At 48.5% G+C, this 14,514-nt stretch carries 12 protein-coding genes; 1 reads left to right on the plus strand and 11 read right to left on the minus strand.

The genetic code is table 11. The features are described from left to right. Window position 1: 1 nt before the first annotated feature. The 7 genes from BSZ32_RS05810 to BSZ32_RS05840 form a co-directional block, all read right to left on the minus strand. Window positions 2–1,072: a hypothetical protein gene (locus tag BSZ32_RS05810; protein WP_105042561.1), complete on the minus strand. Its 1,071-nt coding sequence runs from the start codon at window positions 1,070–1,072 to the stop codon at window positions 2–4. 7 nt (window positions 1,073–1,079) lie between these two features. Beyond that, window positions 1,080–2,402 carry an acyltransferase gene (locus tag BSZ32_RS20025; RefSeq protein WP_105042562.1) on the minus strand — a complete coding sequence of 441 codons (1,323 nt, stop codon included), beginning with the start codon at window positions 2,400–2,402 and terminating at the stop codon, window positions 1,080–1,082. After that, window positions 2,399–3,844 carry a lipopolysaccharide biosynthesis protein gene (locus tag BSZ32_RS05820; RefSeq protein ID WP_105042563.1) on the minus strand — a complete coding sequence of 482 codons (1,446 nt, stop codon included), beginning with the start codon at window positions 3,842–3,844 and terminating at the stop codon, window positions 2,399–2,401. The genes BSZ32_RS20025 and BSZ32_RS05820 overlap by 4 nt, the downstream gene beginning before the upstream one ends. 55 nt (window positions 3,845–3,899) lie before the next feature. Further along, on the minus strand, window positions 3,900–5,948 hold the full coding sequence (locus BSZ32_RS05825; protein WP_105042564.1) for a polysaccharide biosynthesis tyrosine autokinase: 2,049 nt from the start codon (window positions 5,946–5,948) through the stop codon (window positions 3,900–3,902). 569 nt (window positions 5,949–6,517) lie between these two features. After that, window positions 6,518–7,324, minus strand: coding sequence for a polysaccharide biosynthesis/export family protein (locus tag BSZ32_RS05830; protein WP_165788669.1), 807 nt, complete (start codon window positions 7,322–7,324; stop codon window positions 6,518–6,520). A 100-nt stretch (window positions 7,325–7,424) separates the two neighbouring features. Further along, entirely contained in the window at window positions 7,425–8,315 is an 891-nt protein-coding gene (locus BSZ32_RS05835) for a hypothetical protein (protein WP_105042566.1), read from the minus strand. A gap of 149 nt (window positions 8,316–8,464) precedes the next feature. Further along, a complete protein-coding gene (locus tag BSZ32_RS05840) occupies window positions 8,465–9,688 on the minus strand; it encodes a porin family protein (RefSeq protein WP_105042567.1) in 1,224 nt (407 codons plus the stop codon). A 1,160-nt stretch (window positions 9,689–10,848) separates the two neighbouring features. Here BSZ32_RS05840 and BSZ32_RS05845 point away from each other — a divergent pair. Further along, window positions 10,849–12,291, plus strand: coding sequence for an O-antigen ligase family protein (locus BSZ32_RS05845; protein WP_165788670.1), 1,443 nt, complete (start codon window positions 10,849–10,851; stop codon window positions 12,289–12,291). Between the two features lie 342 nt (window positions 12,292–12,633). Here BSZ32_RS05845 and BSZ32_RS20290 read toward each other — a convergent pair whose 3' ends face one another. The 4 genes from BSZ32_RS20290 to BSZ32_RS05865 all read right to left on the minus strand — a co-directional run bounded on the left by BSZ32_RS20290 (window position 12,634) and on the right by BSZ32_RS05865 (window position 14,047). Further along, on the minus strand, window positions 12,634–12,777 hold the full coding sequence (locus BSZ32_RS20290) for a type II toxin-antitoxin system HicA family toxin (RefSeq protein ID WP_105042569.1): 144 nt from the start codon (window positions 12,775–12,777) through the stop codon (window positions 12,634–12,636). Further along, a complete protein-coding gene (locus tag BSZ32_RS05855) occupies window positions 12,774–12,974 on the minus strand; it encodes a hypothetical protein (RefSeq protein ID WP_105042570.1) in 201 nt (66 codons plus the stop codon). The genes BSZ32_RS20290 and BSZ32_RS05855 overlap by 4 nt, the downstream gene beginning before the upstream one ends. Before the next feature lie 475 nt (window positions 12,975–13,449). Next, window positions 13,450–13,749 carry a type II toxin-antitoxin system RelE/ParE family toxin gene (locus BSZ32_RS05860; protein WP_105042571.1) on the minus strand — a complete coding sequence of 100 codons (300 nt, stop codon included), beginning with the start codon at window positions 13,747–13,749 and terminating at the stop codon, window positions 13,450–13,452. Then, window positions 13,742–14,047, minus strand: coding sequence for a ribbon-helix-helix domain-containing protein (locus BSZ32_RS05865; protein WP_105042572.1), 306 nt, complete (start codon window positions 14,045–14,047; stop codon window positions 13,742–13,744). Before BSZ32_RS05865 ends, BSZ32_RS05860 begins: the two co-directional genes overlap by 8 nt. Between the last annotated feature and the right edge of the window lie 467 nt (window positions 14,048–14,514).

Here is a 14,514-nt window from a genome sequence, read left to right on the forward strand (position 1 = left end):
CTTAGAGGTCACATATTACGACAGACAGGTTTGTGCTCCACTGTCTAAAGTTTGGTTTAGGAATTCTTTGAGCCCAGTCAGGCCTCTGAAAAGAAGAAAAATCTTCAACCAGTTGATGAAGTTCATCTGTTACTTTTGACTGTATCCGTCCTTTAAAAAAAATATCCTGCAGGTGACGATTAGAGTGTCTCAGAACTCGCTCATCCTCATTTTTTTCCGCAGAGCAGATAAAACCAAGTTCATTCATTTTTTTGAACTTATCATTCATTAATGTCGTAAATAAATCAAACATCACTCTATCCGGATGAGCCTCTTTAAAGTTGAGCATAAATTGCCGGTCAATCAGCACACTTATTAATAATTTCTCCCACTTGTTCTGAGGCTTGTACTCGACCAGGGCTGCCATATTTTTCGCATCAAAAGCCATACGAAAACGTCTCTCGTACATTTGATCAACTGCCATGTTACAGAAATCGTTCTTTTCAGATAGTCCTCCTAAGCGATAATGAGTATAAAGCACCATATATGGATCTGGATCTATCAAGATGTGCTTGGGTGTATGTTCACCCATCGTCAATATCGTATCAACTTCCTCTAAGTTCCCCATCCAACGAAGCTCTTTTATCACCACATTACGTCCGGCTATATTTGTTAATTTATCGAGGTGCTCACTCAACAAACTTCTAACTCTTTCTCTTGTCGCACTACAGCTCATCCCAGAAAGATGAGAATATATTCCAGAAGCCACTTCTTGAACTGCTAATTCATTAGGCTCTGGATTTGCACGGAAACTCGCTGCCACTTTTCTAAAGTATTCTTCATCAAAACCCAAATGATTAAATACCAACGGCTCGAAAAGGGCATTGTACCCCAAGTCCCTAGCATATTCATGTAGTATAGTTGTTGTTCCTGAACGAGGCACCCCGCTTACCAAAAGTGGCCCTTGACCATCAAACATCGGTTGATTTTCAACTTGAGAAAAATGCGCCTCAGAACGAGTCTTTAAACCCAATTTCTGGAAAAGTCGAAAGCCTATTTCCCTAAAACTATAATCTAATAATGAGCGATTCATTTCCAATTTATGAGAAATATTTATTAAAAGTAATCACTTGATCTTCATCCCATTTAGACAAGTAATGACCCTTATGATGATTAGATACTTTATTTGTTTTTAAGGCCTGCTGAACTGATCCTTCAACACCTAAAAATGCTTGTATCTCAGACATCTGAGTATCTATTACCTCTAAAGAAACACTCAAATATTTATCAAGCTTCATTTCCTCCAATGACTTCTGAATAAGACTATTCCAATAGCTATAGTACCAACAATTTTTCTCAAAACGAGAATAGCCATGCCACACATCAGCATCAACATTACCGCATAACCCACCTTGTATTCGATATTTATGCCAATACCGTGTAGAGGATTTAAGAATACGTGGTGTTTCTGAATACCACTCTCTAGCATAAGTTGAATGCACGCATGCCTTTGGCTCACGCTTGAGCCATATGTATTTTGCTTCCGGTGTCAGATCTTGTAAGAAGGGAATTAGATTAGCCAATTTTTGGTCTGAAATTATAATTTTCTTATCACTCTGAAAGCTGCTACATTTGACCAAAATAAATTCTAACTCAGATCTAACTTCTTCTTTGGTTAATTTTCCGTGAGCAAAGTCGGTTGAAACACGCACAAGAGATTTCCAAGGTTCATGATAAGCTCTAATACCTGCGTGTAAATTTAAACTATCTACAATTGCCGTGGACCCTGACCTCCCAGTTGAGAGGACGTAACAAAGATTTTCGCCTAATTCCTTGGCTGATACACTATCTAAGAAGGCGTCATCACCTAAAGGTAGTCCATTGTTACCTCCATACCTATTCTCTGATTCCACTCGCTCATAATGATCTAAATCTCTCATTCTAAGAAAACTAGATGGAGATCCCCCTACTATTTCATTCTCCGCCACATCTTTTGTAACAACACTCCCCAAACCTACTATTGCACCATCCCCAATATTAACGCCTGGACATATGGACACGTTCATCCCAATCCATACGTTTTTACCAATATTGACCGAGGCGTAGCGTTTGTCATCAGAGTACGGTAGAGCTTTACCTTCAAATTCATGATTGTGTGTATAGATCACTAAATTTTTACTTAAACGACTATTATCTCCAACACTCATACCCCCATCTGATGAAAAATAAAAGTTTTTGCCTATATGAACATTCTTACCAAGAACTATGCCTAATTTATCTGACACAAAGCCCGCGCCTTTAAACTCGACACCTTCGCCTTTCACTCGTATCCGGTCATGAACTACAAATTTAGTATATTGACGCTTCTGTGAATTCAGCCATTTAAGGAAAATTTCGGATATTATATATATATACTTATTCATCGCAAATTTAGTTTGTTTTGATTTTTTCTGCAAATTAGAAAAACTAAAGGAAAATAGATTAAACCGCTCACAATGAGACTCACAGCTGGTATGAATTCACACCAGTTTACGGCATAAATAGCTATCGAGCAGATTAAAGCTAACGTGAAAATTTTACCCAGAAGATTGAAGTCTAGAGCTTCAACGAGCCGCACGCCCATAATCTTTCTCCACCAAAATATGTTAAATGGAAGAGCCCATAAATAAATTGCAGTCACAAAGCCAATAGCTGCATACATAGGGTTCCAGTATTTAGCCACGAGCAAGCTTACCACGACACTTATAATTGTTGTTACCACACTTCGTAAAAGAAGCAGTTTGGGTTTAGATGCGGCTATGTACACTACGCCAAAGTAAATCACTCGCATCGGCAATAAGAGTAAAAATATTCTAAAAGGTAACGCGGAACCCGCATATTTATCAGAGTATAAGCTCACCATAAATATTTCAGCGTTTACCATAAAATAGATGAAAACTGGAAATATAACAAGTGCTGTCTTATACGCTGTTTTCGTCCAAAGGCGAACACACTCCACTTTATTTCCAGCAGAATACTGTCGAACAATTTCTGGAGTTATCACTGCAACCGCAGATCCTGTGAGCATTCCTACAAGTGGGAGCTCCATTGCTCCATTAGCGTAGACTCCGAAGAGCTCCGCAGACAGCATTGGGGCGACGATAATGAGACTCATCTGCCGCCCACAGTTAGCCACAAAATTCGAGACACAAAGCGGCGTAGAGTATTTAAGCACCTCCGGTACAGACTTAACGAATCCTATACTTTTATTAGAGCTAGGTGAAACTTTCCAAATGTAGACACATAAAGGCACAGACACAGCTAGAGGTGCCAGTCCAAAGCTCATAATAACAACTCTGACCTCGTCCCAGTAATAGGCACAGATAGCAACTATCCCAACTCTGATAACTGCGTGTATGGATGATATGACCGCCGAACTATTCGCTCGTTCCAAACCTAACAAAGCATGTAAGGAAATCGTTAAAGCCCCAATCGCCCACACCCATGCAAATATGTAGACGATTAAATCTGCAAGTAGTGGGCTACCATAATAGTCAGCAAGATTTCCCTTAAAACAGAAGGCAAGCCCCCCTAAGACCAGAGTTACCAGAGTAAACAATAGCACTGCAATACTGTAATACCGACGTGCCGATTGCCTATTTTTTGGTAGAAAATAAATAAGGGCTTGGGGCAAGCCTAACATAGCGAGAGGTAAAATAACCCGCCCAATGCTAGACACTTGCCTCAAAACACCATAATCGGCTTCAGAAAGCACTCTTGAAAGGAACATCAAGAGTGCCAGCGTAGAGAATGAAGTGATCGCTTTTGATGCAGTTAATACCAAGGTCTTGAAGGTTCTCGACTTAGGATTAATCGCGTTTATCATCACGAGTCTTTATTAAAATTAATCAACGAGGGTATATTGGAGTAGGTGATGGTTCTCACTTATCCCCCCCATAGTAGCCATATTCCTCGCCACCATATTCGCCGTGGCCTTTGTAGCCGAGATAATTGGAGCCACCGGTGCGCTTCATGCCATTGACAACGACGCCACCCAATTTAGCACCGGAGGCTTTGAGCAGATCACAGGCACGGATCATGGCGCCGATGGGGGTCTTGCGGGTACGGACGACGAGAATGACCGCATGGGCATGCTTGGCGAGGAGGCGGGAATCAGCGACTGGCAGCACTGGTGCGGAGTCGAGGATGATGCGATCGAACTCTGGGATAAGATCCTCGAGCAGGCTGTTGAACTCGCCTTCGTTGAGGAGTTCGGATGGGTTGGGCGCTTTAGCACCTGAACAGACAACGGTGAGGTTTTCGATCTCGGTGTCACTAAAAACGTCTTGGATGGAAGCCTGGCCGGCAAGCACCTCGACAATGCCGGGGCCGCCATCTAGATCTGGGAATGTGCCGGACAGCGCGGGTCGACGCAGGTCGAGATCGACCAGCAAGGTGCGTTCTTTATTCATGGCGAAGGCAGCGGCCAATTCAGCGGCGACGGTGGTTTTCCCTTCACCAGGGATGGCGGAGGTCACTAGGAGGACTTTATTGTTGTCGTGCTTGCCGAGCAGGATGACTGATGCGCGGAGGTTGCGGATGGACTCGGCGTTGGCCGAATGTGGATCGTGGCTAAGAATCGACTGCCACTTGTCTTGGCGGCCAAACTTGCTGGAAGCGGGGATGGCGGCCATACAGGTGAGGCCGGTCGCTTCTTCCGCTGAGCGGACGTCGTAGATCTTGTAGTCAAGTATGCTAAGACCGAAGGCAGCAGCGAAGCCTGTGAAGATGCCAAAGATGGAACCTGCCGCGAGGTAAATCAGACGGACAGATTCTTTTGCAAGACCGATGAAGGCGGGCTCTACGACCTTGAGGTTGTTCATGCTCTGATTGTCAGCGACATCGATCTCAGTCATCCGTTGGCTAATTGATTGGTACTTGTCACGCGTCTGCTCGCTTGTGTTATTGAGCAATTTGGCACGGGAGGCGAGAGCGCCCTGGGAAAGCAGCACCCATTTGTCCGCGGCGTCTGACTTGTCAGGGCCATCGCCATCGATGATTTTCTCGAGGGCATCCATCTCGTCCTTGTACTCGAGCCAGTACGATTTTTCGCTTGGCTTGCCGGAAGAGCGCTTGATCGCGCCGCCGAAGCTTTCGAGTAGGTCGGTATAGAGTGCCTCTTCCTGGATGCGGGCGGGGTGCTTGGGCAAGTAGCGCTGGCGCAGGATGATCACCTGGTTCCGCTTTTCCTGAATCTGCTCGCTCAGTTTGATGGCGGAGACGTAGAACTGCAGGGATTTCTCGGCCAACTCCATCTCAAGTCGCGCGCCGTCGGCTTCTTTCTTGAGAATTTTGAAGGCATCATCTGATCCACCTATGAGCTGGGATTCTTCCTTTTCGAGGTAGACCTTAAGCAAGGTATCGGCAATCACCCGGGCCGCTTCCGCATCTTGGTGCTTCACCCGCACATCGATCAACGAGGTGCCGCGACGGCCAGAAATCGTGATCCAGCTTCCGAATGAACTCACTAACTCGTAGACCTCAACCGAGGAAGCCGGCTTGAAGGCGAGCTCTTCTTCGGTGCGCATGTAGCGTGGCTTGAAGGAAAATTCTGGTGGAATGGCATTTCGCAGCGCCCGGACCTCTGGGCTCTGGGCGGTGGCGGAAAGGATCGCCGGCCCCATCAGCTTGCTGGCCTCTGTGGCAAGTATAATATCAGGCGTCATCCGCTCTTGCACCAGGTCCTGGCCGAGCAGCTGACCCGTCTGGATATTTACCTCCAGCACCGCAATCGCTTCACTGCTCGGTGGATTGATCGACATATAGTAGAGGGCTGCAAAGTAGCCGAGCACACCGAAGATCAGCATGATCCACCAGCGGCTCAGCGCCTGCCGGACATTGCTTATGCCAATGCGATTGCTCACCACGGGCTCTTCAGCACCGGTCGAGCGGTACTCTTTGTCGTCATCTGCGAAAGGGTCGATATCCATTTAAGATTTAAGATTTAAGATTTTTTGATTTAAGATTTTTGATTACCGGGAGGCATGAAATTTTTCTACCACGAATCCACACTAATCGCACGAATGCTGCAAGGCTGATGAAACGGGGAGTTTGTCGCTGCGCTCTAATTAACAATTAAGAAGTGGGAAGGGTCGCTGCGCTCTAATTGAGAAGTGGGAATTGAGAAGTGTGGGAAGGTGGTCGCTGTGCTCTAATTAAGAATTAAGAATTAAGAATTAAGAATTAAGAATTAAACAGTGTGTGGTAGGTGAATGGGGTAAACTGGTATTAGGTGGCAGTCAAGAGGCTGTGGAAGGTGGAAGGAAAAAGGGGAGAGGGAAGAATTTAAGATTTCTGATCTAAGATTTCTGATCGCTAGGATGATGAAGCGGGGAAAGGAGAGAAGATAAAGGCAAGTCGTCTGTAGCTCCGCGCCGTATGTGTCGTGCAACAGCCATCCTCAAGAGCTGAATCAAGCCTCAGCAGTCCCAGAAAATGAACTCCCTGCAAAGGAATTATTAATTTTTCATTGTTCATTATTCATTCGCGCGCAGCGCGCTTAGAATCTGCTTTCGCGGACGACTATTAGGTCGCCGGCTTCGAGGAAGTACATTTTTGCTTTGCCTTCTTGGATGGCGCGGAGGTCGACCAGTGTCTGTCGTTGGTTGCGGTGGACGGTGACGGCATTCTTGTAGGCGATACGGTCGAAGCCGCCAGCCTGGGCGATGGCTGTAATGATATCGAGCTTACCTTCTTTAGGGTACTCGACGATGCCGGGGCGGTTGACATTGCCTGAGATAGTGACGGTGGATTTCTTAAGGGTCAGGCGTGGCACGGTGACGGAGTCGCCGTGCTTCAAGATTCTGCTGCCTGAGCTTTTGAGGCTGTAGGTATTGATAGCGCCTGACTTGCTGCGCACGATAATGCGGCTGACATTGGCTGTCTCTAGTTGGCCACCGGCCTGGGCGACTGCGCCGCGGAGGTCGAGCGCTCCTTCTTCTGGGAATGGGATGGTGCCGGGTCTACGGACATCGCCACCGACGATCACCCACTTCTCAGCGTAGCCGTGAATCGAGAGGTTGACATTGGCATTGACGAGATAGTCCTTTTCGTACAGCGCTTTGATCTCGTCTTCTGCCTGCTTGAGGCTTTTGTCGATTACTTTGACGTTGCCGATCAGCGGAAAGGACACGTAGCCAGACTTGCCGATTTGCGCTTCGGTAGCGAGCTCAGGCTCCTGGAAGACAACCATTTTTAGAGTGTCATCCTTCTGCAGTGTGTATTCTTTGGTGTCAGCAGCCTGAAGTGTGCCACTGGCGAACACGCAAGCGAGAGAGAGGAGGATGTAGCGGAGCAAAGCGCTCATAGGTTTCATGTGGGTGTGATTTATGCAAAGAGGGCAAAAGAAGGGGCACTGCGGAGTCTTCCGCAGTACCCCTTAAAAGAGGATCGTCAAACGAGCGAGACTAGTTAACGTCTGTGCCGCCCAATGAAGAAGTCACTGCAGCTGAAGCGGTATCGGCTGTAAGTACTGTACCCTGAGTTAGGATAGCGGTCACAGCGGCAGTCGTTGTAGTCACAGCTCCGGCTGTATTGGTGGAGGTCGCAGTGACCTGCGTAGCTGTAGCTGTAGTTGGCGCTGTAGCTGTAGTTGTAGTTGTCGCGGCGGTAGTATCTGTTGCCGCGGTAGTAGTAGATGTAGACGATGTGGTTGTTCCTGTATTAGTAGCCACATCTACCACAGTAGCCTGAGTAGTCGTAGCGGTACCGCCATCGGCTGTCTCGGTCGTAGTAGTCGTGGTGGACGTGATCGTTCCAGCAGCTGTGTCAGCCTTTGTCACCGTCGTTGTATCACCAGAAGTAACCGTCGTAGTCTGTGTGGCCACGTTCACTGTCGTAGTATTACCTGATGTTGTGGTCGTAGAAACCGAGCTAACAGTCACAGCTCCAGGAGTAGCAGTCACTGCTGTGGTAATGGCTGCAGGAGTGACAGCGGCCACCGTGATTGTTGTCGCAACAGTCACGGTTGCTACAGTTACTGCACCAGTGGATGACACATTGACCACACTCATGGTCACTCCAGCCGGCACCTGAATGCCTGTGGCTGAAGGCGGTAGAGTCCGCGTCACAGGCCCAGTCACTTCGACGGTTTCCCCTCCAACGACGTATGATATTGTCTTTCCAGCAGGAACAGTCACTGTGACTCCAGTTCCTTCTGTTGTTGCTGCTTTTGCAGCAGCTTCTGTTGTTTCTGCTGTAGTCGCAGCTGAGGCTGTAACGGGTGCGAGAACGCCAAGGGCTGCAATCGCGGAGAAAGCGCCGATAGCGCTAAGGTTAAAAAATGTTTTTGCTTTCATAGTGGTGGTGGTGTGTTGGTGGTGGTTTTGATATAGATCTAGGCAGTCTGACGCATTTCTTAATAAAGAAGATGCATAAGGTTAGCAACCCTAAAACCTTACTAAGTCGCTAACAGTGACTCGGCAAGGCTGATTGGGAGAGGATGAATTTAGAAGCTGTAGCCAGCGCTTAGATTGAAAATGAGGTTGCCGAAGTCGCGTGTAGCAGTCTCGGAGTCATTGTTGGAATAACGCAGACCTGAGCCCAGAGTCACACCACAGTCCATGACGTAATCACCACCGACGAAGAAGGTGACGTAGTCACTATCGAGACTACCAGTCGCAGCGCTCGAAGTGCCGAAGTAGTTGTCGTGCTCGTAACTCATCCCTGCACGTGCATTGATGCGTGCTGTTGCGGCGTAGTTAGCGAGGAAGTTAATACCTGTCGCGGTGTAGGACTGACCCGCATCGCTGTAGGATGCTCGGATGTTGTGGTATAGCATGCCAGTGAGTATAGTCTTGCCCGTGAGCTGATGCTGGGCGCCGAACTCAAAGGTAGGAGATGTCTTGTCTTCCAGGCCATCACCGTCGAATTTGCGGTATTCCGCACCAAGGTAACCAATCAGAGTGGTTTTCTGCAGCGCCTGGTAGTTACCGCGCGCTCCGAATGAGATAGCATCCTGGGTTGGGTTGAATGAACCGTCAGTGGTGGAGTGCTCGTAGGCAATGTAAGGACCCACTGAAATCTTGCCAGTCACCTGGTACTGCCAGTTGAGACGTGCATTGTAGCGCTCGCGGTCAGAAAGAGAATTACTCACGAAATCTTCCGATAACGCAGTGAGGTCGAGATCGAGCTTAGATTTACCAGTCAACTGGTGCGAAAGGCCAAGGTTTGTGGTGAGTCCAGTTTTCTCGATTGAGCCACTGGCAAATCGGTCAGCACCCTGGGTCTTAGCGTAACCGACACCAAAGTCGACAGATGTCTTTTGGAAGATGCGCTTGTAACCCGCATTGACAAAGTGATCGACTCCGTCTTGGTCCGAGTTGTCGGCGTAGAAGTTAAAATTAGGCACGTACTTCAAGGACCACTGGTTCTCAGCGTCTGGGCTGTTGGATAATTCGAGTGGGACGCTGACACGGATGATGACATCGTCGATTTCACCAGCATTGGTTAGGAAGATGTTATCGTTGTACTCAGCTTTGACGTTAACGCCAAACTTGAAGTAGTCGAGAGCTTGTCCAAGTGGAGTCTCGTCTCGGAATCCTTCTCCGAAGGCGTCGAACGCAGCAGACTGGAGTGCGGCTTCACTGAAGGCACCGTAGGCGCCTGTAAGATCTTGAGACGCGCGAGGAGTCTGAGCTTGGGCGAAACCAGCGAGACCAAGAGAGGTCACTAGCGCCGGAGTGATTAATTTTTTAACTGAGGAGACTTCATAGAATATAGCAATTTGTTCTTTTGAAATAATCTAACGGATAGAATTCGTCAACAGTTTAAATTAGGAATTCCGTTGCAGTGCTCTTTAACCGCGAAAAAGGGGAAAGTGAGGAGTGAGGAAGTTTTCGGTGTTCGGTGTTCAGACTGCTAGAATTATTAATTATTCATTGCTAATTATTAATTGGAGCGCAGCGACTTAGAGATCTATGTCAAAAGTCTCAAGGTCAAAAGTCCAGACACATCGGGTGGTCGCGATAGCTGAGGTCAAAGTCCCCAGACTTTGCTAACTTGACCTTCGACTTTCAGACCTTCGACACTTCCATCTTCCATCTTCCATCTTCCATCTTCCATCTTCCATCTTCCATCTTCAGTGTTCAGTGTTCGGTGTTCAGACTGCTAGAATTATTAATTATTCATTGCTAATTATTAGTTGGAGCGCAGCGACTTAGAGATCTATGTCAAAAGTCTCAAGGTCAAAAGTCCAGACACATCGCGTGGTCGCGATAGCTGAGGTCAAAGTCCCCAGACTTTGCTAACTTGACCTTCGACTTTCAGACCTTCGACACTTCCATCTTCAGTGTTCGGTGTTCAGAGGTCCGGGTCAGCAGCCATTCGTGAGATTTGTGCTATTCGTGGTAGAGAGTTGTTTCATCCTGCCGGCCCTTTAGCATCTTTCGTGGTAGAGCCCGTTTCATCAACCGAGCAGCATTCTTAATTATTAATTAGGAAGTGTGGGAGTTCTCCGATGAATGATCAATGATGCCGACCAGGTCTGAACACTGTCGCGTATAGCTCCTCCGTCACACGAGATTTCGTGTTGTCTGCAAACTGAAGTCTGAACACTTCTTGGTAATTCTGTCGATTCTGTGAATTCTGTCTAAAAACCTCATCTAGTCGTTTGCAGAGCTCCGCAACTCCTTCAGAGTTGAACTTGGCGTTGGGATGTATCCCAGCGTAGCGGCTGTGCCGCAACACTGGGCTGAGCTCCGTAAGCCCGTTGAGCGAGTCGCTGCGCTCCAATTAGCAAGTCTTACCACTCTTCACTTATTAAATACCACTCCTCACTTTTACAAATTTTTCATTGTTCATTGTTCATTCGCGCCCATAGGTTCGCGGCCGATGTCTCGCCTGTTGAATATTCTTGTTTGTTTTACCCTCATCCTCGGACCGTTGTGTGTGGGTTCGTATTTTGGTGAGTGGCGTTGGCCGCTGATTTATGCGGCGACGACAACTGGGTTGCTGGCTCTGGTTTTTGCTCGGCCGAAGAAAGCGGGTGGTCGCGTCAGTTTTTCCGTCTTGCTCACCCTGCTATTACTCATCGCAGCGCAAGGCTATTGGATGCACTACAACACCGGCACGGTCTTTATTGAGAATGAAATCATCGGCACGGTGCACTACTTTTGGCAGTTCTTACCACTCGAAAGCCAACCGTACCCAGAATACGTCGGCGGGGTCGACCAAGCAGAGGGCTGGGACCGGCTCAGCTACATCTTGCCTTGTTTGTTGATCGTGCTAGCGGTTCGGCAAATGGTGGCAAGCAGGGTTCTTAGTCTACGAGTCCTCTGTGGGACTATTTTCTGGACTGGAGTGGCGGTGGCCACCCTAGGGCTAGTCCAGCGCTACACGGGTGCCGAGGGCATCTACTGGAGCGATGACCTCATTTTAAAGAACCGCCCACTCTTCTTTGGCCCCTACCGCAGCCCCGGCATAGCAACCAGCTATATGAATCTAGGACTGGCGCTGGGGCTCTCCCATCTATTAGCCACCACCCGACGCCTGAGCAGACGGAAGGATGCCAAGCCCACCCAGCCGCTGTTCATCTGCATCGGCCTGATCATCCTCTTTACCGGCGCAATGACCGCCGGCTCCAAGGCGGGGACTGTGTTTGCCGTCAGCACCCTCATCCTCTGGTTCGTGATGAACTGGAGAGCCGTTTTCAGCATGCTACGCAATGCCACCTCGCTGTTACCTAGCGGCAGCCCGCATGAACGCAATATCATCTTCAGCGCGATTGCGGCGGCTGGTATCTTTGGTGTCCTCAGCCTCGGCGCCACGGTGACCGAACGCTGGGAGAAGTCGATCGATAATGACCACCAAACCCTGCAAGTACGGAATATCGCCAACTCGGTGCAGCTAAAAATGATTGATCAGCCAGAATGGGGATGGGCGGGCTATGGCCCTGGATCATTCTTCCCTCTCTTCCCCTTCCATGTGAGCCAAGAGGAAGGTAAAGCACTCAACAGTAAATGGGTCTACTCCCACAACGACCACCTCCAAACGCTGGTCGAGTGGGGATGGGCGGGCACCGGATGCTTTGTGCTGCTCATCGGTGGCGGGCCGACCATTCTGCTGACTGAACTGATCAACGAGGCGCTGAGTAAGAAACGCCGCCACCGCACTGGTAACCTGTTTTACTTCCGCGGGATAGCAATCGCGATGTTTATCTGCCTGCTCCACGCCACCGTCGATTTCCCGTTCCAGATCGAATCGATCGCCATCACCTTCGCCGCCCTGCTCGGTGCCGCCTGGGCGGGTAAGTCGCTGCGCTCCAATGAAGAATGAATAATTAATAATTCCGTTGCAGTGTTCAGTTCTCAGAGCCGGGACGATGAAGCGGTTTTCACCACGAATAGCACCAATCGCACGAATCGCACGAATCGCACGAATAAGCTGCTCGGGTGATGACACGAGCTCTACCGCGAAAAAGGGACGAAAATTTCGAAAGCTGCTTGTAGGATGAAGCGGATTTTTACCACAGAATTTACAGAAAGTGCGGAATTGGGCTAAAGTTGCCAATCCGATGAAGCGGTAGAGAGAGGCTAAAGGAGAAAGTGATAAGTGGGGAGTGTTCAGTGTTCAGAGCTAGGACGATGAAGCGGTAAGGCTCTTGATTATCTTGTGGGCCTACAGCTCATTGATTTCCCTGTGCCTCGGCACAGGCTCTGACACTCCAGACTCTAGGTTATGAAAAATGTCATGCTTGGCTCCATGACGAAGTAATTCACAGCCAGCTTTTTCTAGCTTCCTGATCAGCTCTCTGCGCTTCATGCTACTTCGACCTCAAGCTCCTGAACTTGCCGAATACCAGGGATATCCTCCGAGGAAAAAAGGTCATAAAGATCCCCTAGATGCTCCTTAAGATCCTTAAGATTCTCACCCTGAGTCCAATGATCAGGGAAATCATTCAGATACCCTAGCAACATCCCGTCAGTCCCTTTCCAAAAGGTAAACTTAAGCTTCTTCATATTTCAGTTTAAATTTTAACTACTTTTTGTCAACTGTTGCCTACCAATGACTAGCCAGCACGATGAAGCGGTAGAAGGAGAGAGTGAGAAGTGTGGAGTGTGGAGTGTTCAGACTGGGAGAGAGGCTAAAGGAGAAAGTGTGGGAGTGTTCAGACGAAACGGGATTATTCATTGGAGCTCCGCTTCTCTGGAGTGCTGAGGCTTGACTCAGCTCTTGCGGGGGGCTGTGGCTCGACACATGCGGTGCGGAGCAGAGTCGCTGCGCTCCAATTAATAATTAAGAATTAAGAATTCCAGATTCAGTCTAGCCTGTTGACCAATGACTCTTGACCGATGACCGCCCGCAGGGCTCTCCCAGCTCTGAAAACTGAACACTGCCAACTGAACACTTAGCCCCCCTCAGCTCCTTCATCCTACAAGCAGCTTTCGAAATATTCGTCTTTTTCGCGGTCCTATCCCTACAACAAGAGCCTCATCAATGCTCCGTCGATAGAATGCGTTGATAATCTTGGTCTGAACGAATAACGCGCAGGATTTCAACTGCCTCATCACGCAAAAGGTAGAGCACTAAATACTGTCGGAACCCCCGCACGGGCATCATCCGAAATCCCCCTAATAAACTCTGGCTCATTTCCGGCCATTCTGAGAGATGCAGGTAGGTATCAGCCACTGCTCCAATCACCCTCCTAGCGGCCTCTGGATTATCTGCTGCAATATAATCAGCTATGCCATCTAGGTCATCACGAGCCTTTGGTCGCTCAACAATTTTAAGCATCAGCTCGCTGCTTGTCTCTCAAACGCTCTTCTAAACGACTCAGTTGGGTCTTTTTCCAGGATTCAACATCCTTAACTTCCATGGCATCCCCACTCTCAAATGCCTCTTGCGCTAGTGATTTTAAATGTGACAAGGCTGATTCTCGCATCACTTTACTGTCCCGGCGCTCCATTTCCCGTCTTACCGCATCGCGAACGAACTCGCTCGGTGTAGAATACTCTCCGGATTTCACCAAGTGAGTGATCCCTGAAAGCATCGGCTCAGGTAATGATATATTCAATCTTGCGACATCAGCCATACCTAAAACTACCCCCTGAGCAATAATGTGCAATAGTTAATCACCTCAAGTAGATCCAACCCGCCAACAAACCCATCCGCACGTTGAAATGTCCCTACCACGAAAGACACGAAATAAGCTAAAGTTGCCAGCACGATGAAGCGGTCGAAGGAGAGAGGAGAAAGGAGAAAGGAGAAAGTGAGGAGTGAGGAGTGAGGAGTGAGGAGTGTTCAGTGTTCAGTGTTCAGAGCTAGGACGATGAAGCGATAGAAGGAGAGAGGGGAAAGGAGAAAGTGTTGGAGTGCTGGAGTGCTGGAGTGTGGGAGTGTGGGAGTGTGGGAGTGTGGGAGTGTGGGAGTGTGGGAGTGTGGGAGTGTGGGAGTGTGGGAGAGAGTGATAAGTGATAAGTGTGGAGTGTGGAGTTTTCAGAGCTGGGAGAGCCCTGCGGGCGGTCATCGGTCAAGAGTCATTGGTAAAGAGGCTAGACT

Source organism: Rubritalea profundi (genome assembly GCF_002954445.1).
GTDB lineage: Bacteria > Verrucomicrobiota > Verrucomicrobiia > Verrucomicrobiales > Akkermansiaceae > Rubritalea > Rubritalea profundi.

Bases quoted from the DNA above. Each gene is read 5' to 3' on its own strand.
- BSZ32_RS05810 (WP_105042561.1), bottom strand. From the start codon at position 1,072: ATGAATCGCTCATTATTAGATTATAGTTTTAGGGAAATAGGCTTTCGA.
- BSZ32_RS20025 (WP_105042562.1), bottom strand. From the start codon at position 2,402: ATGAATAAGTATATATATATAATATCCGAAATTTTCCTTAAATGGCTG.
- BSZ32_RS05820 (WP_105042563.1), bottom strand. From the start codon at position 3,844: ATGATAAACGCGATTAATCCTAAGTCGAGAACCTTCAAGACCTTGGTA.
- BSZ32_RS05825 (WP_105042564.1), bottom strand. From the start codon at position 5,948: ATGGATATCGACCCTTTCGCAGATGACGACAAAGAGTACCGCTCGACC.
- BSZ32_RS05830 (WP_165788669.1), bottom strand. From the start codon at position 7,324: ATGAGCGCTTTGCTCCGCTACATCCTCCTCTCTCTCGCTTGCGTGTTC.
- BSZ32_RS05835 (WP_105042566.1), bottom strand. From the start codon at position 8,315: ATGAAAGCAAAAACATTTTTTAACCTTAGCGCTATCGGCGCTTTCTCC.
- BSZ32_RS05845 (WP_165788670.1), top strand. From the start codon at position 10,849: ATGTCTCGCCTGTTGAATATTCTTGTTTGTTTTACCCTCATCCTCGGA.
- BSZ32_RS20290 (WP_105042569.1), bottom strand. From the start codon at position 12,777: ATGAAGCGCAGAGAGCTGATCAGGAAGCTAGAAAAAGCTGGCTGTGAA.
- BSZ32_RS05855 (WP_105042570.1), bottom strand. From the start codon at position 12,974: ATGAAGAAGCTTAAGTTTACCTTTTGGAAAGGGACTGACGGGATGTTG.
- BSZ32_RS05860 (WP_105042571.1), bottom strand. From the start codon at position 13,749: ATGCTTAAAATTGTTGAGCGACCAAAGGCTCGTGATGACCTAGATGGC.
- BSZ32_RS05865 (WP_105042572.1), bottom strand. From the start codon at position 14,047: ATGGCTGATGTCGCAAGATTGAATATATCATTACCTGAGCCGATGCTT.